At 59.7% G+C, this 24,829-nt stretch carries 20 protein-coding genes; 11 read left to right on the top strand and 9 right to left on the bottom strand.

From position 1 onward, the window contains the following. The first annotated feature begins 8 nt into the window (after positions 1-8). From L6R21_14165 to L6R21_14210, 10 genes are all read left to right on the top strand, one after another. Entirely contained in the window at positions 9-959 is a 951-nt protein-coding gene (locus L6R21_14165; GenBank protein ID MCK6560336.1) for a glycosyltransferase family 2 protein, read from the top strand. Continuing rightward, the gene (locus tag L6R21_14170) at positions 959-2,035 is read left to right on the top strand and encodes a glycosyltransferase family 4 protein (GenBank protein ID MCK6560337.1); all 1,077 of its coding nucleotides are present in this window, start codon (positions 959-961) and stop codon (positions 2,033-2,035) included. The genes L6R21_14165 and L6R21_14170 overlap by 1 nt, the downstream gene beginning before the upstream one ends. After that, positions 2,028-3,206 (top strand): glycosyltransferase family 4 protein, encoded by a 1,179-nt coding sequence (locus L6R21_14175; protein ID MCK6560338.1) that lies wholly within the window; start codon positions 2,028-2,030, stop codon positions 3,204-3,206. The genes L6R21_14170 and L6R21_14175 overlap by 8 nt, the downstream gene beginning before the upstream one ends. A 233-nt stretch (positions 3,207-3,439) precedes the next feature. Further along, complete coding sequence (locus L6R21_14180; GenBank protein ID MCK6560339.1) at positions 3,440-4,585, top strand: undecaprenyl/decaprenyl-phosphate alpha-N-acetylglucosaminyl 1-phosphate transferase; 1,146 nt, start codon at positions 3,440-3,442, stop codon at positions 4,583-4,585. Between the two features lie 165 nt (positions 4,586-4,750). Continuing rightward, the gene (gene trxA / locus L6R21_14185; protein MCK6560340.1) at positions 4,751-5,074 is read left to right on the top strand and encodes a thioredoxin; all 324 of its coding nucleotides are present in this window, start codon (positions 4,751-4,753) and stop codon (positions 5,072-5,074) included. A 73-nt stretch (positions 5,075-5,147) separates the two neighbouring features. Next, positions 5,148-6,383 (top strand): NAD(P)/FAD-dependent oxidoreductase, encoded by a 1,236-nt coding sequence (locus tag L6R21_14190; GenBank protein ID MCK6560341.1) that lies wholly within the window; start codon positions 5,148-5,150, stop codon positions 6,381-6,383. A gap of 149 nt (positions 6,384-6,532) precedes the next feature. After that, entirely contained in the window at positions 6,533-7,606 is a 1,074-nt protein-coding gene (locus L6R21_14195) for an NTP transferase domain-containing protein (GenBank protein ID MCK6560342.1), read from the top strand. A 4-nt stretch (positions 7,607-7,610) separates the two neighbouring features. Beyond that, positions 7,611-7,919, top strand: coding sequence for a hypothetical protein (locus L6R21_14200; GenBank protein MCK6560343.1), 309 nt, complete (start codon positions 7,611-7,613; stop codon positions 7,917-7,919). 8 nt (positions 7,920-7,927) lie between these two features. After that, positions 7,928-8,386 carry a PTS sugar transporter subunit IIA gene (locus tag L6R21_14205; GenBank protein ID MCK6560344.1) on the top strand — a complete coding sequence of 153 codons (459 nt, stop codon included), beginning with the start codon at positions 7,928-7,930 and terminating at the stop codon, positions 8,384-8,386. After that, positions 8,386-8,736 carry a C4-type zinc ribbon domain-containing protein gene (locus L6R21_14210; protein ID MCK6560345.1) on the top strand — a complete coding sequence of 117 codons (351 nt, stop codon included), beginning with the start codon at positions 8,386-8,388 and terminating at the stop codon, positions 8,734-8,736. Before L6R21_14205 ends, L6R21_14210 begins: the two co-directional genes overlap by 1 nt. Before the next feature lie 102 nt (positions 8,737-8,838). On the opposite strand, the gene L6R21_14215 is transcribed toward L6R21_14210, so the two are convergent. From L6R21_14215 to L6R21_14255, 9 genes are all read right to left on the bottom strand, one after another. Next, a complete protein-coding gene (locus tag L6R21_14215) occupies positions 8,839-9,960 on the bottom strand; it encodes an N-acetyltransferase (GenBank protein ID MCK6560346.1) in 1,122 nt (373 codons plus the stop codon). 170 nt (positions 9,961-10,130) lie between these two features. After that, the gene (locus tag L6R21_14220; GenBank protein ID MCK6560347.1) at positions 10,131-11,315 is read right to left on the bottom strand and encodes an aminotransferase class I/II-fold pyridoxal phosphate-dependent enzyme; all 1,185 of its coding nucleotides are present in this window, start codon (positions 11,313-11,315) and stop codon (positions 10,131-10,133) included. A gap of 349 nt (positions 11,316-11,664) precedes the next feature. Continuing rightward, complete coding sequence (locus L6R21_14225) at positions 11,665-13,596, bottom strand: hypothetical protein (GenBank protein MCK6560348.1); 1,932 nt, start codon at positions 13,594-13,596, stop codon at positions 11,665-11,667. A gap of 265 nt (positions 13,597-13,861) precedes the next feature. Beyond that, entirely contained in the window at positions 13,862-15,127 is a 1,266-nt protein-coding gene (locus L6R21_14230) for a Glu/Leu/Phe/Val dehydrogenase (GenBank protein ID MCK6560349.1), read from the bottom strand. Between the two features lie 93 nt (positions 15,128-15,220). Beyond that, a complete protein-coding gene (locus L6R21_14235) occupies positions 15,221-16,786 on the bottom strand; it encodes an SLC13 family permease (GenBank protein MCK6560350.1) in 1,566 nt (521 codons plus the stop codon). Between the two features lie 184 nt (positions 16,787-16,970). Further along, complete coding sequence (locus tag L6R21_14240; protein MCK6560351.1) at positions 16,971-17,357, bottom strand: hypothetical protein; 387 nt, start codon at positions 17,355-17,357, stop codon at positions 16,971-16,973. 219 nt (positions 17,358-17,576) lie between these two features. Next, a complete protein-coding gene (locus L6R21_14245) occupies positions 17,577-18,305 on the bottom strand; it encodes a GWxTD domain-containing protein (GenBank protein ID MCK6560352.1) in 729 nt (242 codons plus the stop codon). 588 nt (positions 18,306-18,893) lie between these two features. Then, complete coding sequence (locus L6R21_14250) at positions 18,894-22,220, bottom strand: M4 family metallopeptidase (protein MCK6560353.1); 3,327 nt, start codon at positions 22,218-22,220, stop codon at positions 18,894-18,896. Between the two features lie 555 nt (positions 22,221-22,775). Beyond that, positions 22,776-23,129, bottom strand: coding sequence for a T9SS type A sorting domain-containing protein (locus L6R21_14255; GenBank protein MCK6560354.1), 354 nt, complete (start codon positions 23,127-23,129; stop codon positions 22,776-22,778). Positions 23,130-23,715: 586 nt separating this feature from the next. Between L6R21_14255 and L6R21_14260 the strand changes: the two genes are divergently transcribed. Then, the gene (locus tag L6R21_14260; GenBank protein MCK6560355.1) at positions 23,716-24,828 is read left to right on the top strand and encodes a DUF2961 domain-containing protein; all 1,113 of its coding nucleotides are present in this window, start codon (positions 23,716-23,718) and stop codon (positions 24,826-24,828) included. The last annotated feature ends 1 nt before the right edge of the window (position 24,829 follow it).

Here is a 24,829-nt window from a genome sequence, read left to right on the forward strand (position 1 = left end):
TCGCATTCATGCAGCCCGATTTGAGCGTCATCATCGTCACCTACAACTCGCGCGCTGATATTGCCCGGTGTCTGCAATCCCTGCAGCAGCATTGCACTGGTGTGGCGCTGGAAGTCGTGGTGTTCGACAATGCCTCGGCGGATGGCACCGCGGATTTGGTCGCCTCTTCTTTTCCGGCGGTGCGGCTGTTGCGCCATGCCGAGAACGTTGGTTTTGCGGCCGCCAACAATCGGGCTGTCGCGCAAGCCACGGGCCGGCATCTGCTTTTTTTGAATCCCGACACGTGGGTTGACGCCGATCTCGCCTCGGCGCTGGTGCGCTTCCTCGATTCGCACGCGCCGGCCGGCGGTTGCGCACCGCGGGTCCTCAATCCCGACGGCTCATTGCAGCGCGGCTCAGTGCGCGCCTTTCCAACGTTGACCACGCTGCTTTATGACCAACTGGGATTGTCGCGCCTGTGGCCGCGCAGTCCGCGCTTCGGCCATTACTTGATGACCTGGTGGGATCATCAGCAGCAGCGGGAAGTGGAGCAACCCATGGGCGCGTGCCTGGCGGTCCGGCGCGAAGCTTTCGCGGCCGTCGCCGGCTTCGACGAAGGCTATTTTATGTACTTCGAAGATGTCGAATTGTGCCGCGCCCTGCACGACGCCGGCTGGAAAATTTTTCTTCTGCCGGAGGCGCGCGTCTTTCACGTGGGCGGCCAAAGCACCAGTCCGGTGGTGGCCAGCAACTTTCCGGAATTCTATCGCAGCATGTATCGCTACTTCCGCCGGCACCACGGCCGCACGGCCACGCTGTTGGCAAAAGTCTTGGTGACGATGGGCGAGATCGGCAAGCTCCTCACGTTGCTTGTGCTGCTGGCCACTGCAAGACTGCACGCGCGCCCGACCTACTGGCGCAGCCGGCGCCAGCAGTTTCTGAGTCACGGCCGCGTCCTGTTGCAGCATTGGTGCTATTGATGAGAATCCTTTTCATTTCACCCTATCCGCGCTCGGGCGGCAGCAGCCGGTTTCGCATTTATCAATACCTGCCTTATCTCGCAGCAAACGGCCATCAGGTTGCCGTTTGCACGTTTTTGAGTGAAACGGGATATCGCGTGCTTTATCAGCCCGGCAGGCTGGTGCGCAAAGTGTTCCTCATGCTGGCCGGCATGCTGCGCTGCCTGGCGTGGTTGCCGCGCTTGCGGCGTTGCGACGTTTGTGTGGTGCATCGCGAAGTGGCGCTGTGGGGTCCGGGCTGGGTCGAATGGCTGGTGGCGCGCCTCAGCCGCCGGCTGATCTATGATTTCGATGACGCCGTGTTCGAGGCGCATGTCAGTTTGGCGAACCGCTGGTTTGCCTTTTTGAAATCGACGCGCAAGATTCCGCGTTTGATTGCGCGCGCACACGCGGTGATCGCCGGCAACGGCTACCTCGCAGCCTATGCGCGGCAGTATTGTGTGCGGATTTTTCAATTGCCGACGCCGGTGGAAGTCAACTTGCTTGTGCCGCGGCCGTTGCCGGCTGCCGGGCCGTTGGTGATCGGCTGGATCGGCAGCCATTCGACCGCGCCTTATCTCAAGCTGGTCGAAGCGGCACTGCAGGCGCTGCTGGCGGAAATGGGCGCGCGCCTGCGCATTGAAATCATCGGCGCCGGCGATTTTCGGTTCGACGGTCTCGCGGCTCATTATCTCCCCTGGGTTTTGGAACGGGAAGTGGAGGATCTGCAGCGCTTCGATATCGGGATCATGCCCATGCCCGACAACCGCTGGACGCGCGGCAAATGCGGCTTCAAGGCGCTGCAGTACATGAGCGTGGCTATCCCGGTGGTGTGTTCGCCGGTGGGGATGAACCGCGAGCTGGTCACGCCCGGGGAGAATGGCTTTTGGGCGGAGAACACCGCGGAATGGCAGCAGGCCTTGCGCACGCTCATCTCGGATGCCGAGCTGCGGCGGCAAATGGGGCAGCGCGGCCGCCGGTTGGTGGAAGAACGATATTCCACGGCACATTGTGCTCAACGTCTCGATGCGATTTTGCAGGCCGTTGCCCATGCGTGACACTCATCAGCCCCGGCTCTTGTACCTCATCACCCGCCTCATCGTCGGCGGCGCCCAGGAAACCGTGATGCTGTTGGCGGAAATGCTCGACCGGCAGGGCTATCACGTGGAAGTGGTCAGCGGGCCGCAAACCGGCCCGGAAGGCAGCTTGATCGAGGAGTTTCGTCGCCGTGGCATCCGGCTGACGATTCTGCCGGAACTCGTGCGCGAGGTCGATCCCGCCAAAGACGTGAAGGCATTCTGGAAACTGCAGCGCTTTATCAAGGCGGGCAGCTATGACATCGTGCACACCAACAGCAGCAAGGCCGGCATTCTCGGCCGATGGGCGGCGCGCTTGGCCGGCGTTCCGGTAATCGTGCACACCGTGCATGGCTGGGGCCATCATGCGTATCAACGGCCGCTGATTCGCCGCATGTTCATTGGGCTGGAACGCGGCTGTGCCCGCCTCACGCAGCGCTTGATCGTGGTTTCGCCGCGCAATCTCGACAAGGGCCGCACGGATCGCATCGGTCGGCCGGAGCAATATCTCACCATTCGCAGCGGCATCGAGCTGGAGGCATTTCTCCATCCGCGGGCGGAGCGGGCGGAGATGCGCGCGCGGCTCAACATTCCTCTGCATGCGCCGGTGATCGGCACCGTCACGCGTTTGTCCGCGCAGAAGGCGCCAGCCGATTTTGTCGCCGCTGCCCTGGCGGTCGCGCAACGCGAGCCGGAAGCGCATTTCGTCATGGTCGGTGACGGGCCGTTGCGGCACGAAGTGGAAAGCATGATTGCAGACGGCGGCCGGCAGCAGCGCTTTCATCTTACCGGTTTGCGCCGCGACGTGGCCGAGTTGCTCACGACTTTTGATATCTTCGTGCTTTCCTCTTTGTGGGAAGGATTGCCGCGCGTCTTGCCGCAGGCCATGGCAGCGGGATTGCCGATCATCGCCACCGCGGTGGATGGCAATGCGGAAGTCGTGCAGGAGGGGGAGAACGGTATCTTGGTGCCGCCCGGCGATCGTGACGCGCTGGCAGCGGCCATGTTGCGGCTTTTGACCGATCGCGAAGCCGCTGCGCGCTTGGGCCGGCAGGGCCGCAGCCGCGTGCATGAATTCAGCGCCGAAAAAATGGTGCAGGATCATCATCAACTCTATCAGGAGTTGCTCGCCGCCAGGAGGCCGGGGGTCTGATGAGTTGTGGCGCAGTCAAGTGGCCGCTTGCAGCGGCAGGATTGACAAGATAAAGCATGAGTTCCGCGGCCATCCTGCAAGAATCCCATGAAGATTTGGGCAAAGGGCCGAGCCTTTCACCAGCTTCGTCTGAAGGACATATCGAGAGGCCACTGCAGCGGAGCGCGCCACCAAACTGACTTAATATTGTCGGGCTAATTTTTGTTCGTGGGAGAATACAGCAAGATTGACCTATGCGTTACTTCATTTACCTGTATCTCTTTCTGTTCGCCTTTCTGCTGGCCCTGATGTTCGTGCCATTGGCGCGCAGACTCGCCATTCGCCTGGGCGTGATCGATCAACCGCAGGGCCGCAAGGCGCATGGCCAGCCGACGCCGCTGCTCGGCGGACTCGCAATCTACAGCGCGTTCATGCTGACACTGGTGCTGCACGTCGCCGGTTACTTCAGCTTTCAGCAAGCTGGCTGGTTTGCACAGGCGTTTCCATTTTTGCCCGGTGAAATCGGGCGCCTGGTGCACACCCTGCCGAAATTGCTCGCCATCAGCGCCGGCGCCACGCTGATGGTGGTTCTCGGCTTCGTGGACGATCGCCGCGGTTTGAATTTTTCCTACAAGATCAAATTCGCCATTCAAATCCTTGCTGCCGGCTTGCTGGTGGCGGCCGGCGTGCGCACCGATTTGATGCCCTCGCCGTTTTTGAATGCCCTGGTCACGATGGTGTGGGTGGTGGGCATCACCAATGCCTTCAATCTTCTCGACAACATGGACGGCCTGTCGGCGGGCGTGGCGCTGATTGCCGCGGCCATGTTGCTGGTGATCACCATTGCGCAGGATCAGTTTTTTTCCGCGATGGCGTTGTGCCTGCTGGCCGGCGCGCTGCTCGGTTTCCTGCGCTACAACTTTCCGCCCGCGCGTATCTTCATGGGCGACACCGGCAGCTTGTTCATCGGCTTCTTGCTCGCCGCGTTGTCGATCACCAGCAGCTACGTCGTGCCGCAAAGCGCCTCGATGATTCCGGCGTTGATGCCGCTGCTCGTGCTCAGCCTGCCGATTTTCGACACGCTCTCGGTCATCATCATTCGCCTGCGGGAACGCCGCCCCATCTTTCAAGGTGACCGCCGCCATTTCTCGCACCGGCTGGTCGACCTCGGCATGACGGCGCGCGGCGCCGTGGTCTTCATCTACCTCGTTGCCGCCACTATCGGCATTGTGGCGGCGCTGTTGCCCTATCTGCCGCTCTGGGGCGAGATTCTGGTGTTGCTGCACACCGTCTTGGTTTATGTGATGATTACCGTGCTGGTGCACATTGCGCGGCGCCGGCGCCAGGCGGCCGAGCCTGCGCCACGGCGCCAGCCGCTGCCTTCGGCAGAGCCCGAGTGAAGCGGTTGTGGAATTCACACGAACCTGAAAATTTATGCCGGAAAAACCTGTTGGAATTTTGCCAAAGGTTTCTATGTTTTGAGTCATTGAATGGCAAGCATGAGCACGACGGTGTGCCCAGCGAAACAACTTGCAAGCCGGCCGGTGGCCGAAAGGAGAAATTGCATGTCTCATCCCGTAGTTCTGAGTGATAGCACATTTGAGCAGGAAGTGTTGAAAGCCGATATGCCCGTGCTGGTTGACTTTTGGGCGGAATGGTGTGGTCCGTGCAAGATGATTGCGCCCGCAATCAACGAGCTTGCCGGCGAGTATGCCGGCAAAGCCAAAATCGCGAAACTGGACGTGGACAGCAATCAGGTGATCGCCAGCCAGTACGGCATTCGCAGCATCCCGTCTTTGTTGATCTTCAAAAATGGTCGCGTCGTGGATCAAATCGTCGGCGCGCTGCCGAAACAGCGAATCAAAGAACGTTTGGATGCCACGCTCTAGCATTTCAAACGACGGAAGAAACAGAAAAGCATCCGCGTGTGCGGGTGCTTTTTTTGTTTGGGAATACCTGCCGATGAATCGTCATTATCATTACGATGTGTTGGTCGCCGGCGGCGGCCCTGCCGGTTTGAGCGCCGCATTGGCCGCTGCCCAGGGTGGCCTGCGCGTTGCCGTGTTGGAACGCAGCAGGGAAATCGGCTATCCGATTCACACCAGCGGTGGCAGTTGGATTCAGGATCTGCATCGCCTCGGTATTCCCGACCGGTTCATGCATCCGATTCGCGCCGGCCGTTTTCTGGCGCCCGCCGCACAAGCCACCTTCCACTATGACGAGCCGGTGAGCTGCATTCTCGACGTGCGCGGGCTTTATCAGCATCTCGCCGTGCTCGCCGCCCAGGCCGGCGCTGAGATCTTGCCGGCAACGCGCGTCGCGAGCGTGATCCTGGCGCAGGAGAAGCCGTGCGGCTTGCGGGCCGGCAAGGCCGGTGAATTCTTTGCACCGCTGCTCATCGATGCCACCGGCATGGTCGGTCTGCTTGCCAGGGAGCTTGGCTTGCGGGAACCGCCGCAGCGCTATGGCTTGGGCGCAGAGTGTGACGTGGTTGCCGCCGAATGGCCGGCGGATACGATTGCGCTGTTGGTCGGCAGTCTGGTTGGGCCGGCAGGATACGGCTGGCTTTTCCCGCACGGCGACGGCCGCGTGCGCATCGGTGTGGGCTTGCTTCATCCGGACACTGCCGCGCAGCCGGAACTGGCCCTGCAAGCGTTGCTGGAAAAATTGCGTCGCGGCAAGATCCACGACCTGCGGCTCAGCGCGGCTGCGGCTGTGGAATATCACACCGGTGCGATTCCTGCCAGCCCGCCCTTGCGCCGCACTTCGGCTGACGGCTTGCTGGTGGTCGGCGATGCCGCCGGTTTGATTGCCACGCTGGTGGGAGAGGGGATTCGATTTGGGATCGAATTGGGCCGCCTTGCCGGCACCGTGGCCGTTGCAGCGCATCGTTGCGGCCGCTTCGATGCCGCTTTTCTTGCGCGCTATGAGCGCCAGTGGCGGGCACGATACGGCCGGTTGTTTCAGCGCATGGCACTCGCCAACCGCCGCCTCGCGGGATATGGCGATCAGGCGTGGAACGAGAAGATTCAACTGCTGGCGCGCTTTCCGGCCGCGGCGATTCCGCCGTTGCTGCGCGGCGAGTGGCACGCCGCTGCGCTGCGCCAGGCGCTGTGGCAAAATCGCCGGCATCTGCGGCGCTCCTTTCTGCAACGGTGGGCCGGCAACGCGCGTGCCCAAGCCGGCCCAGCCGGATAAACTTCTTGATTTTTTAGGGCCGGTTGTCTACATTGCGCCGTTCAAAAGCAGTACTGGCCACCATCACTCCGCACTTTTTCGAGAGAAGATGCCTGCACCAAGCAAATCTTCTTTTCTTTTTCAGGACTGACACAACTGAGGACTGCATCATGGTAGCACTGATCATGGCCGGTGGAGCCGGCACGCGGTTTTGGCCAAAGAGCAAAGAGAATCACCCGAAGCAACTCCTGCAAATCATCGGCACCGGCACGATGCTGCAGAACACCGTTCGCCGATTGCTCCCAATCATTCCCCCGGAAAAGGTTTTCATCGTATGCAAGCAAGCGCACCAGCAGGAAATTGCCCGGCAATTGCCGGCGGTGCCGCAGGAGAATATTATCGTCGAGCCGCAGGGCAAAAACACCGCGCCCTGCATCGGCCTGGCGGCGCTATACATTCAACGGCGGTTCGGCGATGAGGTGATGATCGTGCTGCCGGCCGATCATCTGATCGAGGCGGAGGACAATTTCCGCCAGACGCTGCTCGACGCCGCCCAAATCGCGGCGGAAAAGGAGGTGCTCATCACCATCGGCATCAAGCCGACTTTTCCGGCAACGGGCTACGGTTACATTCAGTTCAGCGACGAAACCGTTTCCGCCGGCACCGCCACTGCCCGGCGCGTCAAGACTTTCGCGGAGAAACCCAATCTCGAGACCGCCAAGGTTTTTCTGGCCAGCGGCGATTTCTTGTGGAACAGCGGCATTTTCGTCTGGCGGGTGTCGGTCATCCGGGAGCAGTTCGAGGAACATCTGCCGCATCTCAACGACGGCCTGCGTGAAATCGCGGAGTATCTCAACACCCCGGCCGCAGCAGAGATCATCACCCGGGTCTATCAGCAAATCAAGAGCATCTCGATCGACTACGGCGTGATGGAAAATGCGCGGAACGTGCTGGTGTTGCCCGCCAATTTCGGTTGGAATGATCTGGGGAGTTGGGATGAAGTGTACAAGCTTCTGCCGAAGGACAAGGACGGCAACGCAGTGGGCGAGGGCGAGCACGTGTTGCTGAACAGCTCGGGCTGCCTGATCGAGGTCGCCGGCAAAACCGTGGCCGCCGTGGGTCTGCACGACCTGATCATTGTTGAAACCGAGGAGGCCTTGTTGCTCTGCCCGCGCGACAGCGCCCAGGAGGTGAAGGACGTGGTGGACCTGTTGAAACGCCGAAAAAAAACGAATCTGCTTTGAGTCTATGAAAGAGGAAGAAATACTGACCAGCCTGGAGAAGCTGCTGGCGAGCCTGAGTGTCGAGTTGCGCTATGAAAAAGGTGATTTTACCGGCGGCTACTGTCTGGTGAAGGAGAAGCCGATGATGATCATCAACAATGCGCTCAATCCGGCGCAGCGCATCCGCATCCTCGCGCGCGAGCTGGCGCAGATGAACCTGGAAAACGTGTTCATCGTGCCGGCGCTTCGCCAGGTGCTGGATGAAGCCATTGCGACAAACGCAGCCAGCGAGGATGGCCAACCGCAGAATGGAGTCTCACTCGAAAGCGTTTAGGAGCATGTATGGACAAGCTGGACCTGGTGCCCTTCTTCAATGAATCCTTGTTTGTGCCCGCGCTGCAGGCCAAATCCAAGGAGGGGGTGCTGGAAGAGCTGGTGACTTGTTTTGTGAACAGCGGGTTCGTCCGCAATCCCGCCATCGTCTTGGAGATGATTCATCGCCGTGAGCAATTGGGCAGCACCGGCATCGGCCACGGCCTCGCGATTCCACACGGCCGCTCCACCGCCGCGCCCGAGCTGATGATTGCGTTTGGCTGCTCCAAGAAGGGGATCGAATGGGAGGCGATGGACGGCGAGCCGGTGCATCTCGTGTTCATGGTGATTGCGCCCCCGCAGGAACAGGACAACAAATATCTGCCGGTGTTGGGCCGGCTCGTCGAAATCCTCAGTCATTCCCGCGACCGCGACAAATTCCGCAACGTCAATTCCTTCTCCGACTTCATCAAACTGCTCAAAAACTAATGGCTGAAAAAATCCAAACCCCGATCGAATTCCTGGTCGCGCTACAGGATCTCGACATCATGCTCAAAGAGATCGAGGAAGTGAAAGCGCTCGGCTTCGAAGTGGACAACGAGGGCAAGACCACGCTGGGCCGCGCCCGCGAAGAGCTGGCGGCCAAGATCAAGAAGCAGTTGGTCAACAACTATGAGCGGCTGCGTTCCCGCTACAAACGCGCGATCGTGCCGGTCAAGGACGACACCTGCCTGGGATGCTTCATGCGCGTGCCCACCTCCGTCACCTCGCATGGCCGTACCGATCAGGAAGTTCTGACCTGCGAAAACTGCGGCCGTTTTCTGTACTGGCTCTCCTAACAGGAAAGCGCCGCCCCCGCCGGCCGGCCCGCCCGTGGGCAGAGTAGGCCTGTTCATCCGCGCCCGCATCGGCCGGCGCTCGGCAGCAGTGCGCGTGCCCGATTACAGCGGCTTTTCATAAAGGCGATACTTCTTGTAGAGATTGGCGCCCAGCAGTTGCATGCCGCGGTTGATCGGGATGTTGGTTTCGAGCGTCCACGAAAACTCCCCGCTGTCGAATCCCGCTGCAATTCCCCGCCGATAGGTCTCCATGTAAAGCGCGGAACCGATGCCGCTCACGTTCTGCAGCCGTTTGACCACGCCCAGCGTCAACACCCGAATCGAGCGAATTTTTCTGGCATGATAGAGAACCTTGAAAATGCCGAACGGCAACAGCCGGCCGTTGATCTTGTGCAACGCCTGGTTGAAATCCGGCAGGGAGAGAGAGAAACCCACCGGTTCGCCTTCCTTTTCGGCAAAGAGCACGAGGCGCGGGTCCACCACCGGTTTCAGCTCGCGCGCCATGAACTCGAATTCCGCGTCCGTCATCGGCACGAAACCCCAATTGCTGCTCCAGGCATCGTTGTAGATCTGCTTGACGATTTCGACTTCCCGCCAGAATTTCCTGCGGTCGAGCGTGCGCATCTTGATGCCTTGTTCGGAGAGCACTTTCTCGCCGACGCGCTGGATTTTGGGATTGAGCTCGGTGCTCTTGTCCATCTGCCAGGCATAGAGTTCCATCGCCTTGCCGAAGCCGGCCTGCTCCAGCAGAGCCACATAGTAGCTGGGATTGTAGGTCATCATCACGACCGGGGGCCGGTCGAAACCGTCCACCAGCAAGCCCCAGGTGTCATTCGAAGAATAGTTGGCCGGGCCGCGCAGGATCTTCATGCCCTTCTGCCGCGCCCAGGTTGTCGCGGTTTCCAGCAGCGCGTTGGCGACTTCCTGATCCGCGATCGTCTCAAAAAAGCCGAAAAAGGCGCATTGCTCGTCGTGAAAGCGATTATGGTTGTTGTTCAGGATGGCGGCGATGCGGCCGACCAGCTCGCCGTTGCGGCGGGCCAGGAAGAACTCGGCTTCGGAATGTTGAAAGAAGGGATGTTTCTTGCGGTCGAGCAGTTTCTTCATGTCCATGATCAAGGGGGGCACCCAATGGGGGTTGCCGCGATAAATCTGCCACGGCAGCATGATGAACTCGCGCAGCCGGCGTGGACTGTCAACGGGAATAATCTCGATTTTGGACAATGGCCTCTCCCTCAGCGAAGATGGTCGAGAGTCTTGCGCTCTCGCCGCAGGGTTTCAGAGCCTGCAGGTGGATTGGGTGTGCGTCCTGGTGGTTGCAGTCCGGAAAAGAAAGAGTTCTGCCACGGGCAGGCCGTGGCAGAAAGAACGGTGGGCGGTCCGCCGGCGCAGGTTCAGGAAATCAACCCGAACTGACGTCCGACGCGCGCGCAGGTCGCGATGATATGATCGAGATGCTCATCGGTGTGCGTCGCCATGAAGCTGGTGCGGATCAAGCCCTGGCCCGCGGGCACGGCGGGAGAGATGACGGGGTTGGTGAAGATGCCGTTTTGGAAAAGCAACTGCCAGAAGTCGAAGGTCTTGCGATCTTCGCCGACGTGAATGGGAATGATCGGGGTTTGCGAGCGGCCGGTCTTGAATCCCAGCTCGTCAAAGGCGGCTTTCACCTTGCGGACGTTGCGCCACAGCCGCTCGATGCGCTCCGGCTCCTGTTCCAAAATCGTCAGGGAGGCGAGCACCGCGGCCGTGGCCGCCGGCGGCATACTGGCGGAGAAAATGAGCGAACGGGCGTGATGCTTGATGTAGTCGATCACATACGCATCACCGGCGACAAAGCCTCCGATCGAGGCGAACGACTTGCTGAAGGTGCCGAGCACGATGTCGATCTTGTGTTCCAGGCCGAAATGCTCGCCGGTGCCGCGGCCGTGCTTGCCCAGCACCCCGATCGAATGCGCATCATCCACCAAAATGCGGGCGTTGTGCTGCTCGGCCAGACGCACCAGGTTGGGGAGGTCGACGATGTCGCCCTCCATGCTGAACACGCCATCGACCACAATGAGCTTGCCGGGGGCGTTTTCATGCTTGCGCAACAGCCGCTCCAAGTCCTCCATGTCGTTGTGGCGATAACGGGTGACGTGCCCGAAGGACAAGCGGCAGCCGTCCACGATGCTGGCATGGTCGGCGCGATCGGCAAAGATCACATCGCCCTTGCCGACCACGGTGCTGATCACGCCCAGATTGGTTTGAAAACCGGTGGAAAAGCACAACGCCGCTTCCCGATTCATGAATTTCGCCAGACGGCGCTCGAGTTCCTCATGCAATTCCAGCGTGCCGTTGAGAAAGCGGGAACCGGTGCAGCCGGAGCCGAATTCTTCCACGGCTTTGAAGACGGCTTCTTTGACGCGGGGATCCTGGGTGAGCCCGAGGTAGTTGTTGGAGCCCGCCATGATCAAGCGGTGGCCCTTGATGGTGACTTCGATGTCGGCGCCCGAGGAAATGGCTTGAAAATAGGGGTACCAGCCCTCCGCAATCGCTTCTTGTGCCCGGGTGAACTTGCGACACTTCTCAAACAAATCCAATTTTTCTTCCTCCTCCCTTGAGATTTCACACGAATCTGCTCACGTAACTATCGACACGCGGGACTACTGTGCACTCTTGCTGCCATGGACGAGTCGTTCTTTGGCCGTGGCTATCAGGTGAATCTCGTGCAGCACCCGGCGCTGCGCCCGCCGGCTCACCGGATTCACCCAATCTCACTGTGTTGGGGGTCATGCGCTTCGAGGTTGCAGCGCACCACGCAATCGAATGGCCGAAAATATAACCAGGGAGTGTATCTAAAGCAAGCTTTAATCTGGCGTAACATTTGGCCTGGCCATGGCCGCACCCGCCATTTTCAAGCAGCAGGCGCGGTCGGAACTGCGTTTGGCATCAGCGCCACTCACCGCGCAACTCGTCGGTGATTTCAGAGTAGCCCTGGGTGACCTCCCATTTTGCAAAATCGAGCTCGAGCCACTGATTGTTGATGCGCAACACCAGGCGCCGCTGGTTGGGATAATAGCGCAGAAACTGGCTTTCGAACAGCGGGCAGGCTTCCGCCAGCACCGGCAGGCCATTGAGCAGGCGCCGCACCGTGCCGGTGGCGGCATTGTAGGAAAACAGCATGCGGTCGCCGTAGCTGGTGGTATATCTCACGCGGTTGGTGGCCTCGGCGTCGCGATCGATGGTGAGTTTGGCCACTTCGCGCACGCGGCGCTGGAACTCTTCAAAGCTGGCGTTCTCCAGCGGCGTGCTGACTTCGATCACGAAACCGTTGCGCCGGCCTTCGGAAACAAACAGCCGGCCGCCCGGAATCTTTTCGAAACGAAACGGCTGCATCGGCAGCACGGCGATGAACGTGCCGGCCGCGCGGCAGAAAATCCATTCTCCCGGCTGCAGGCTGGCGCCCTCGCTGGCAGCCGCGGAAAAATCCTGCAGATCCTCCGAGAAAAAGCCGTTCAGCCGGACGTGCGTGAGCGTATCGGGCGCGTCATAGAGGCCCAGCAAAACATTGCGATGCTGAAACAACCTTTCGTAGGCCGAGGCGCCGGTGAGGCGCACTTCCTGGCTGCGACGGCTGCGCGGCGAGTTGGCTTCCGCCAGCATCACACGCGGCTCCTCGGCGCGAAACAGCGCCAGCTCGCGCGCGCTGGTGGAAGGATAGGTAATGAACAGTGTCGGCCGGTCGTCCGTTTCGGAGAGATAGGTCAGGCCCCAGGAGTGCTGGTGGGTCGGGTAGAACAATCCGCCTTGTTGCGACCCGAGAATATACTGCTTGGTGACATAGGCATACTTGCACACCATGGTTTCTTGCTTGGGTGCGGGGCGCAAAAAGCGGGCGGCGCTTTTGCGCTCGAGATGCACATACCCGCCCAGCGGATCGCGGTTGGTGGCCAGTTCGAGAATCACACTGGCCAGCTCGAAGCTGCTGAGCGAGGCGAACAGCAACTCCGGGCTGGGCGCCATCCGGCCCGCGCCAAAATAGAGCCAGGCAAAGCCCGCGCTCAACGCGTCGCGCGGCGACATGATTTGCGCTTCGGAGATGCGGCTGTGTGCGCCGGCATACAAACCGTCCAAATGTTCCGAGGCAAAATCGAGCATGATCAGGTTCAACACCACTTTCAGGCGCTTGCGGAACAGATCATCGCGGGTGAATTCGTGCATCAGCGCGAGCGTGGCGAAGAAAGACGGCATGAATTGCGGGGAATCATATTCGCTCTGGCCGTTTTCCACCAATTGATTGATCCAGGCGGTGAAATAGCTCTTGGCTTCCAGCAGGTTTTCCGCTGAGGATTTGCCGTTGAACCATTGTTCCGCTGGCGTGTCCGGCCAGGTTTCCGCCGCCAGCAGCAGAGCGGCATAGTACATGTGCCACTCGTGTTCCGCCTCTCCCCGCCGGGTCGGCACCTCCGCCAGCGACCGCTTGATGCTTTCCGCCAAAGCATAGGGCAGGTTCTGCCGGCCGAAGAGATAAATCGCCACGCGATAGAAGGCATCGCCGGGCGCGGTTGCAGGCTTGGCCAGCAGTTCGCCCAGCATGCGGTGGGCTTCGGAAATGCGTTCGCCGGTGGCGTAGCGTGCGGCCACACCTGCGAAGCTGGGCTGGCGTTCCTGTTCGACAAAGTGCATCAGCAGCAATTGGCCGCGGATTTCGATTTCATTTTGCCCGCTGCCGGCCGAATCCGGCTGCGTTTGCGCCGGGCAGAGGGAAGCGAGGGCGAGAGTGCTCAGCAGCACACTGGCGGCGCGTTTCAGCTTGGGGAAAATGGAAGGCAGGCGCTGCGAATTCCGTGCGGCCGTGCCGGCAGAGGGAAGTGTTTGCATGTCGAGTCCTTCTGATGCAGTTGCAGGGATGATGGAGGCGAGGTCCGCCTCGCCGTTCCGGCTGATTGCCGGCGCAACCCCCAAAGGGGTCACCCAGTGGCGGCTGCCACTGGGTGGTTGGTGTCCATCCGAAATCGCGAACTTTTAAGGAAACGTTCCTGCACCGGCTTGGCCGTGGCATCAAAAACTTCAGCGTTCCCACCACACTCGAAGCTTTAGCGACCTCGGCTCAGCCGAGGTTGGAACATCTTCGGACAGGCACTCATTATGGATAAATGCCGCGCAAGCGAATGGCTTCGGCGACGCGGTCGATGCCGAGGATGTAGGCGGCCAGCCGCATCCCGACCTGATACTTCTGCTTCATCTTGAGCACTTCCTGGAAGCTGGTGACCATGACTTCGCGCAGATAGCTGGTCACGTCGTTTTCGCGCCAGAAGAAGTGATAATTGTCCTGCACCCATTCAAAATACGAGACGGTCACTCCGCCGGCGTTGGCGAGAATATCCGGCAGGATGAAGACGCCCTTCTGCTCGAGCATCTTGTCCGCGTCCGGCGTGGTGGGGCCGTTGGCCGCCTCGCCGATGATGCGGGCGCGAATGCGGCCGGCATTGTGTCGCGTAATCTGATTCTCGGTGGCCGCCGGCACCAGCACTTCGCACTCCAGCGTGAGCAACTCGTCATTGCTGATTACCTCGGCGCCGGCAAAACCCTTGAGCGTGCCGGTTTTTTCTTTGTGAATGAAGGCCCGCTCCAGGTCGATGCCGTTTTTGTTGTAGAGGCAGACGGACGAGTCGGAAATGCCGATGATGCGCATCTGATGTTCGAGCTGCAGATATTTCGCCGCAACCGTGCCGGCATTGCCGAACCCTTGAACCACGGCGCGGCTGTCTTTGAGATTCAATTTGAGGTGTGCGGCAGCCTCGGCGATGGTGAACACACAGCCGCGCCCCGTGGCTTCGGCGCGGCCGCGCGAGCCGCCGAGCGAGAGCGGCTTGCCGGTCACGACGCCGGGCACGGCATAGCCCTTCATCATGCTGTAGGTGTCCATGATCCAGGCCATCACCTGGGGGTTGGTGTAGACATCGGGTGCGGGAATATCACGCTCGGGGCCGATCATGGGGATGATCTCCGTGGCGTAGCGCCGGGTGAGGCGCTCCAATTCGCCGCTGTCCATGTTTTTCACGTCGCAAATGACGCCGCCCTTGCCCCCGCCAAAAGGCAGATTGACCACCGCGCACTTCCACGTCATCCAGGTCGCGAGCGCGCGCACTTCATCCAGCGTTACCTCGGGATGATAGCGGATGCCGCCCTTGGCCGGGCCGCGCGCCGTGCTGTGCTGCACGCGATGGCCGGTGAAAATCTGAATGCGACCATCACGCATGCGCACCGGAAAATGAGTGGTCAATTCGCGCTCGGGCAGCCGCGCGCGCTGCCACAAATCATACTGCAGGTCCATGACTTTTGCCGCTTCGTCGTAGACCGTCAGAGCCGACTCCCAAGGATTGTACTCGGGCTGCGCATTTTGTGCCATAGGAAACTCCCATCGTTTTGCACTGCGAAACAACTTGTTGATTGACTACCGGCGCTCCGAAACACCGGCATGATCTTCTCTCACATCCACGTTTCATTTGGGCCAAGCCCACGCGGGGAATTGATCCCATGCAATGTCGAACACCGGTGCCGCGCAACCATAGATCGCCAGCGTGATGATGACGGCACCGATCAGATTCAGCCAGAATCCCGTCTTCGCCATTTGCGGCACGGTCACGTGGCCGGAGGCAAAAACGATGGCATTCGGCGCGGTTGCCACCGGCAGCATGAACGCGCAGGAGGAAGAGATTGCCACTGCGATCATGAGCGGCAGCGGATTCATGTGCATGGCCTGCGCGGTGGCGGCCGCAATCGGCATGAAGATGGTGGCAGTCGCGGTGTTGGAGTTCACCTCCGTGAAAAAGGTAATGGCCAGGCAAACCAGCAGGATCACCGCCAGCGGCGGCAGGCCGGCGAGCAGTTGCAGCCGCTCACCAACCCACACCGACAAACCCGTGGCAACGAAGGCCGCAGAAACCGCCAAGCCGCCGCCGAAGAAGAGCAGGATCCCCCACGGCACCTTGGTTGCTGTCTTCCAATCGAGCAGAAACTCGCCCCGTTTCCAGTCAACCGGAATCAGGAACAAGAGTATGCCGGCGGTCATGGCAATCGTGGAGTCCGTCACTTTCTTGTGCAAAGCGAGCGAGCTGGCCCAACCGGGCAGGCGAAACATGCCGAGGTCAATATCCACCCTAAACACCCAGGCCAGGGCGGCGCTCACAAAGATGAGCAAGGTGAATCGTTCCCCGCGTGACATGCGGCCGAGCTTGCGGAGTTCTTCGACAATGACCTCCTGGGTCTTGGAGGAATCGACCCGGCCCACGGGAAAGAGCACGCGCGTCATCAATAGCCACGCGATGGGAATGAACAAGATGACGGTCGGAATGCCGAAGCTTGCCCAACGCACGAAGTCGATCTCGGGACCATCGGGGAACAGCTTCTCGACGTTGCTGGCGAAAATCAGATTCGGCGCGGTGCCCAGCAGCGTGCCCATGCCGCCGATGTTCGAAGCATATGCAATACCCAACATCAGGCAGGTCTGCAGGTGCCGCACCGGCTCCTGCGCTTCCCCGCTCGCGCCTTCCACCAATTGTGAAATGACCGCCGCGGTGATGGGATACATCATCATGGTGGTGGCGCTGTTGGAAATCCACAGCGAGAGGAAGGCGGTGGCGCACATGAAGCCCAAGACCAGGCGCCTCGGGCTGGCGCCGATCAGGCGGATGATGTGCAGCGCCAGGCGTTTGTGCAGGTTCCAGCGTTGCATCGCCATCGCAATGAAAAAGCCGCCCAGAAACAAATAGATGATCTCATCGCTGTAGTTGACGGTCACCGCGCTCATCGGCAGGATGCCGAGGAAGGGGAAGAGCACCATTGGCAGCAACGCCGTGGCCGGCATTGGAATCGCCTCCGTGATCCACCACAGCGCCATCAGCAGGCTGGTGGCGAGCAGGCGGCGGGCCTCGACCGCAAGCCCGGGGGTAAGCTCGGGACACAGCATGAGGGCGAACAGCAGAGGGCCGGCAAACAATCCGATTTTGCGGCGGCGGCCAAACGGTGCGTCGGATAACTCATCGTGGACAGGCGGCGGTGCTTCCATGAGGTCGTTGCGCTTGTGCAGGTCAAGTCGGCATTCCCCTCGCGGGTATTCCTGCATGCCGGGCGCCTGCCGTGAGCAAGAACACGATGGCGGAAGTTCTGTATCTATGTTGACCGCGAAGGCAGTTTCGCTGTGTTGTGTCGGATGAGGCTGCGGACCACGGGCAATGAGGCGCGCGCCCCGGTCAACTGGGATAGCGCTTCATCTTTTTCCATTTCCAACCAAAGAGGCGCGCGCCGAGTTTGCGCGACCAGCGGTAGCGCGAGGCCCATTTGCGCAACACATGATGATCATGACTGGGGCTTCCGTCCTTGCGCATGGTCTGCACCGGCGTGAACCGCAAGCCGGCGAGCGTCGAGCGCACGGCCCGCAACCGGGCTTCTTCCTGCAGCAATTCGGCTTCTGTGCACAAGCCTTTTTGGACGAGAACGTTGATAACGGCTTCGAGTGAAAGCTGATCCTGGGTGAGGGCGGCGTGCGGCTTCTCCGGCCAGTGCTCATCGTTTTCTTCTGCCGCAGCAGGTAGGGGGGCGCGATCCTCGCGCGGAAGAGAGTTCGTGAGGTCAACCATGTGCTGATCCTTGCGCTGATGGTACGGCTCTTGGGAACGGCCGAATGTATTTTTTTTCCGCTCAAAACGCAAGGCCGAAAAGCCGCGGCCAATTCGCTGATGACGGGCGATTAACACTTTGCCGCATGGCATTGCCCAGGTGCCGATTCATTGCCGAGTCGTCTCTCGCGGTTGGCGTTTGCCCTTGCGCTGCGGATCTTCCGCATCGGTTGCTGACGCTCATTTGCGCCGCTCAGATTCTGCCGGGGTCGCGCCAAGCAACATGCGTGAATCCTTCTGCTCGCCCGGCTCGGAAGAATAGATCTGCGTCTGCGGACCCACGCCCTCCACGTCGGCAAAGACGAACTTCACCATGCCGGCATTCATGCGCGCAAAGAGATTCGGCGGTTCGCCGGCAGAGGCCGGCCGGTAATAAAACCAGAATTCCAGGGACTTGATCGAAGCGCCCGGTAGCGGAAGATCGATCCAGTGCTCATGCAGAATCTCATCCGGCGGCCCGTAGAGAAGATAAACCCGGCCGCGTGCGGTTTCCCAGCCGGCGCGCCGGCCTTCGCGAAAACTCTCGTTAGCGTACTTCCGCCGCTGCTCATAGGCGTCCTTCGCTTCGTTTCCTGGCGTGGTAGAATCAGGGTCGCGTTTGCTCCAAAACTCCGCCGCGAACCGCTGCAGTTCTTCCGCGGTATGAATCTGCTTGAAGGCTTTGCGCTCCGCGGAATTACCGAAATAGGCGACGGCGGGCGTGACGCGCTGTTTGAGTGCTTGGGGCCCGTCCACCGCTGTCGATTTCTTCATCGTTTTGATAAACCAGATGCTCCCCATCACCAGAACCGAGCCCGCGCTGGCAACGTAGACCCAGGCCGGGGTCGGGGGATCCAGGTGGCGCGAATGCGGATTGGAGAACGCAAGCAAGCTGGGGGCCAGTGCCAATACCACGATACGGCTCATCATGGCCGACTCTCCTCGATATATTCTCGTAGCGTAGGCTGCCAGCCTGACAACGAGGGTGAGCCGGAAGCGTGCACGAAAGTATCTTGTCGGTTGTGATCGTTCTTCCCGAGCAAATTCGGCATGTGAAAGGCGTGAATCACAGCAGGCGGCATGCGCTTCAAATACAGACAAGTTCGTTGAAATGCAGAAGCCGCGCAAGTCATGGCAGGGAGGGCGGTGCAATCCCTCGGAAAGCCAACGGCGATGGTGAGACGCCACACTTCTTGATCATCGTGGCGGCTGAGCTGAGGGCGGAACAAGACTGCACTCAGATCAGTTGGCGCGCGTGATGCGCCACCAATCAGGAGAGGGTCTCCCGTGAGTCTGTTTGGAATGAACCAGGTGAGATACTGGGCGCGCGGCCGGCGGAAACCGCACGCCCAGTGTTTGGGAGGAGCTCGACATCGACAAAGCTGCCGATGAAATCCGGGTGAGGCCGGCGGGAACCGCACGCCCAGTGTTTGGGAGGAGCTCTTTTCGACAAGGCGTCGCGCCGGCGTCCTTCTGCAAAGGTTATCAGAAAGAAGCCGGCGTGATCAAGTCGCAAGTTTACTTCATCAACACGAGCTTCTTCTGCGCGGTGAATTCGCCCGCTTTGATCACGTACAAATACACGCCGCTCGCCACGCGGCTGCCGCGTTCGTCGGTCGCATCCCACACGAGATCGTGCCGTCCGGCGCTCAATTCACCTGCCACCAGCCGCTTCACGAGCTGGCCGCTCATGTTGTAGATCGCCAGGGTCACCTCACCTGCTTCCGGCAGGGCAAAGCCGATGGTGGTGGTGGGATTGAAGGGATTGGGATAGTTCTGCATCAACTCGAAGCTTGCCGGCAACGCAGTCGCGGCCTCGGTCACTTGCACCGCCTCGCTGATTTTCGCAAGCGTCAATCCCGCGGTGGCCGTTGTTCCCCGGAACTCGATCTGGTCGATATAGACATCATCATTGTCGGCACTGGCATCGCACAGGAAGCGAAGGCGCGCATTGCTCGGGAAGTTGTAGGTGCTGCGCGGGATCGTCACCACCGCGTGATAGAACACGTTGTTCTGCACGCTGCCCGCGCGCGCAATGGCGGCCACGGTTTGCCAGGCGGAACCGTTGTAATATTGCACCCAGAAGTCTTCATTCAATTCCATGCTGACCATGATAAAATAGAAATCAACTTCCAGAGTGTTGTAGCCGGTGACGTTGTAGCTTCCGGTGTGATAGAATGACGAAGCGGTGCCGCTGTTGTCCTGGATGTTCGCCGCAGCGTTGCCCTGATAGGCATAGGTGCCGCCGGTATAGCGCGACATGTCTGAACCGCCGTCGGTGTAGCTGCCCATGCCGGTTTCGAAGTTGTCGGAGGTGATGACCACCCAGCCGCTGCCTGCGGGGTTCACCGTGATGTTCATGAGTGCCTGATCGCTGCCGCCACGGCCGTCTTCGACGCGCACCGTGAACTGATTCGTGCCCACGTCGCCACTGCCCGGTGTGCCGGAGAGCGCGCCGTTGCTCGCCACGCTCAACCACGCCGGGCCGCTCACTTTTGAAAAGGTCAGGGGATCGTTGTCCGGATCGGTGGCATCGCCGGCAAGTGATGCGCTGTACGCCACCCCTTCGGTCGCACTCGGCTTGTTGAGCGGATCATTGGTGAAAGACGGCGGATTGTTGCCCGGCACGGTCACGCTGATTTCATCGAAAGCAAAGCCGTCGGTGGTGATCGGGTAATCGTCATACTGCTGGAACTTGACAATGAACGTGCTGGTCAGGCTCAGGCCGTTGGCTGCCGCCAGCGCATCCAGATCAAGATTGAAGCTTTGCCAGGCCGTGCTGCTGCCGCTCAAGCTTTGCACTTTGACGAAGTTGGTGCCGCCGTTATTGGAGAAATAAACGCCGTCCTGCGAATGCGTTTCGTCGCTGAACTCCTTCCAGCGAAAAGCCAGATTCACTTGCGACTGGCCGGCAAGATTCAGATGCAGCCAGGCTTCGTTTTGATTGAGCACGCCGCTGCTGCTCACATCCATGACCAGGTGATAGCTGCCGGCATAAGGCCCGTTGGTATTGAGCACGCGAATGCGGCCGGCGCTGTTGGATTTGTAGGTGTTCCAGTGATTATCCAGCGCCCCGCTCTCGAAGCCCGTGTAGTACGGCAGGGTGGCATATTCTGCCGGCGGCTGCGGAATCGTTCCGACGCCGACCGCCAGCCAGGCTTCGGCGGTGGCGAGCGCCTCCGGTGAGCCGGCACCATACAATCCTTCCGCGGCTGCGATGGCGCCGCTGCGCGCGGCATTGTAATTCGAGCTGGAGGTCAAGAACGAGTTGTTGTTGGTGTAGGCAATGGCTGCCGCTTTGGTGAGGCCCTGGGCGGGGACGTTGTAGTTGTAGCCCACATCATTGGTGCCGCTGCCGCCTTCCACCAACAAATAGAACCAAAAATTCTGCACGCCGCTGTTGGTGTGCACCCCGCCGTTGTCGCCGGTGCCGTTGTACCAATAGGTGCCTTGATAGGTATCGGGATCGCTGAACTCGTTGGGGTTGCGCATATTGCGGATGCCCAAGCCACTGGCGCTCATGTCCTCGCCCACGCGCCACGTGGCTACGGGCAAGCCGCTCTCCACGCCCGGGTTCTCTTTGAAGAACTCCACGGCATTGCCGAAAATGTCGCTGAAGGATTCATTGAGCGCACCCGATTCGTTTTGATAGATCAAATTGGAGGAAAAGTCCGTCACGCCGTGGGTCAGCTCATGGCCGACGACATCCAGGCAGACCAGCGGAAAATAGTTGACGCCATCGCCGTCGCCATAGGTCATGCGGCTGCCGTCCCAGAACGCATTCACGTTGTTGGGATAACCCATGCCCACGAGATTGGCGTGCACGTAGCTGAGCAGGGTAAATCCTGCATTGTCGAGGCTGTTGCGGTTGTGTTTGACGAAGAAATAATCATAGGTGGCTTCCGCGCCCCAGTGCCCACTCACGCCGGCGCCATCCCACGGGCCATTGGCGCTGGTGGAAGTGAAGTCGGTTGCCGCAGTATAACTGGTGCCGTTGTTCATGTTGAACGTGCGAATGTCCGCGCCGCGCACCGTGTTGCCGTTTTCCTGCAAGCGAAAACTCGAGCTCGAGACTTGATCCACGGTCATGGCAACCGTGCCGTTGTAGAGCGAAGCTCCGCTGCCGGCGACATCAACGTCATGAATGCGGGTGAGAACGTTCACGATCTCGCCGGTCTTGGCATCGACATCCACGTAGTAGCGGCCCAGCGGCTTGGCGGCATAGATGTCGAAGCGATACACCAGCTTCAAGTTCTCCGCGAGCATTTCTGCCCGGCCGGAAGTGATCTTCAATTCGCCCCTAGGATAGAAGGTCGCATTGGCATCATTGCGCTCTCGTTTCAAAAAGGCTTCGTTGGCTTCGTCCTGCCACATGTAGCTTTCGGCGCCAATATGCTGCAGCGCAGCTTGCCGCGCGGCGGCTTCACCGAGGCTGGGCGTGACCTCCATCTTCAAGTCGTGCACCAGCAGGCCGTTGGCATACCACACTTTGCCGTTTCGTTCGTGCAGAATATACTCCGCACCGACGATCGGCACACCCCGGTAGTGCTGGAGATAGCGATGATGACTGCCCAGGGCATTATGCGTCAAGTGAAACGGCAGAAACTGGTTGTCGTCGGAAATCTGGAAGTATTTCTTGTACTCCTGAAAGAAAGTCGCCAGCGTGGGCTGCTGCGCGGCGGTGAACTTGATTTCCGTCGGCGCCTTGCCGGTTTTGTCAAAGTGCATCTGCGCCTGCTGCAAGACGGCAGACTTGTCCTGGCCCTCTTCGGCGGCAGCACTGAGTGCTGCAGTAACGGCGAGAGCCACCAGTGCCGCAAAAAAATAATTTTGCCTTCCAGTCATGATTTGTCCTCCAAATCAGGTATTGAAGTTGGCTGCCAAACGCCATTGGGCAGCGGGCAATTGACCATTCCTACGGCCGCGGTCGTGACCGGTGCACCGCAGTCCGGCCGGCGAAAAGCCGGCTGCGGCACCGGACCCTGAATCCGGCTGATGGTCATGGCCCTCTTGGCATGACCAGGGTAACTCTGGGCGGCTGAACCATAGCGAGGGGTCGAATTGAAAGCAGTACTCTGGTGGAAGTCTGAAAGCCCGAAGACTGAAAATGGCCTGGAGGTGGAGCGCCATTCTCCATTGTTATGCTAGTCAAACTGGCGCAGCCAGGCAGGAAAGGCTATTGATAGTCGATCATCTGCGTGAAGCTGTATCGTCGTAGGCGAGGGCAGCAAATGGATTCACACTGAATCGCTGCGCTGCTGAAGGGTGTGCTAAAATATCAAACCAAAGGAATAAGTCAAGACATTTGTTTGGCGAGTAAACCGGGCGAAGTTCGACTTGCCCTTGAGCAACTGCCAAATTCTCGCGGCGCAAGTCGAACTTCAGATTCGCCCGTGCTGGTTACTTCATCAACAAAGGCTTCCACTGGGCAGTGAATTCACCCGCCGTGATCGCGCACAAATACACGCCGCTCGCCAAGTGCGTGCCGCTGGCATCCGTCGCGTTCCAAACAATTTGATGCCTGCCGCGGGCAAACTGGCCGTTTGCCACCTGCTTCACAACCTGCCCGTTCGCGTTGAAGATCGACAAACTCAGTGGACTGGCGACCGGCAACTGAAAACTCATTATCGTTACAGGATTGAACGGATTCGGATTGTTCAGGTCCAGCGCATAATCACTGATCACTGCCAACTGATCACTGCTCCCTTCTTCATCCTCACCAGAGGACTTCGGTGGATTCCCCGGCCCCGGCAACGAACCCGATGGGAGAAGGTTAATTTTTATAGAGTCTTATTCCGGAGTGAAATGCGCCGTAGCGGAGGGAGATCTATCAGGCCGAGGTAGATGTGCCAGAGTATCTGTCCAGAAATGACGAACCGCCCGGGCGGTGACGTTTTTGGTTCGGCCACGAAACAGCCTCCCGGGTGGCTGGAAGAGCGGCTTTGCAAACCAGCCGGACTCTCGTCGACGAGCGAGACCATGCCAGAGCGGTTGCGCGCCGCGACCACTCCGCGTGCCCAGGCGAAGCCTTTACTATCCGCCAGCGCAGCGAAAGCCTGGACAATTCTGCTCAAATAACGCCGATTCCTTCCGACTGCGATTCTCCTGCGCCGCGAACAGCCGTGCCCATTCCAGCGTGATTCCCTGCCGAATAGTCAATCTACTCCTCGCAGCCAGGCCCGTCATTGAATCACCTTGACTTTCCCTGCTGGTTTGCACAGATTCAATTCACTTTTGGTGGGGGAGAGGTGATCGCGGCTCGTGCCGCCTCAAGATTTCTTTTGCTCACTTTTGCGCTGAGGAGGAAAAGACAATGTCATTCAAATCACTGGTTGTGGGGATGCTCCTGTCGGCTTTTGCGGTTGTGTCGCTGTACGCGCAGGAATTTGACGGGCTACAGATGAGCTTGGGAAATCTGCCCAAGCTCTCGGCGGCCAAAACGCGCTCCATCAGTCCGGAAAACTTGACCGGCGAAAAAGGCAAGGGCGGCATGTCCGTCGATGGTCTGGCGGCGCCGGCGGCGCGAGATCTGGGGCAGGGCTGGAAGGTTTCACCTTATGTTCACATTGAGCCGGGCAAGACTTTCACGCTTGCCGAGATTGCCGGGCCGGGAGCGATCCAGCAGATCTGGATGACGCCGGCGGGCAACTGGCGCTTTGCGATTCTGCGCTTCTATTGGGACGGCGAAGCCGAGCCTTCGGTCGAGGTTCCGGTCGGTGATTTCTTTGCCTGCGGCTGGGGCAAGTATGCGCAGGTGTCGTCCCTGCCGGTCGCGGTGAATCCCGGCAGTGCCTTCAATTGCTTCTGGGTCATGCCGTTTCGGAAATCATGCAAGATCACGATGGAGAATCTCGACGAGAAGCAAATGACGCTGTACTACCAAATCAACTACATGCTCAACCAAATACCGGATGACGCCGCCTATTTCCATGCGCAGTTCCGCCGGACCAATCCCGTGCCTTACAAAGAAGTCTACACCCTCCTCGATGGTGTCAAAGGACGAGGCCAGTATGTCGGTACCTACATGTGCTGGGGATCCAACAGCTCGGGCTGGTGGGGCGAAGGCGAAATCAAATTCTATCTCGACGGGGACAAGGATTTCCCGACGATCTGCGGCACCGGTACCGAGGACTATTTTCTCGGGTCCTACGGTTTCGTCGTGGATGATAAATACCGGGAATACACCACGCCGTTTGCGGGCATGCCGCAAGTTCTCTCGCCCGACGGCCTGTGGCAATCGCAACAGCGGTTTGGGCTTTATCGCTGGCACATCATGGATCCCATTCGTTTCGAGAAAGACGTGCGGGTAACCATCCAAGCGCTGGGCTGGCGCGCGGGAGGGCGCTATTTGCCTTTGCAGGACGACCTCGCCTCGGTCGCGTTTTGGTACCAAAAAGAGCCGCATGCTTCCTTTCCCGCGCTGCCAAGTAAAGATGAGCTGGAAATCAAATAAG

Source organism: bacterium (assembly GCA_023150945.1).
In the GTDB taxonomy this organism is placed as follows: domain Bacteria; phylum Zhuqueibacterota; class Zhuqueibacteria; order Zhuqueibacterales; family Zhuqueibacteraceae; genus Coneutiohabitans.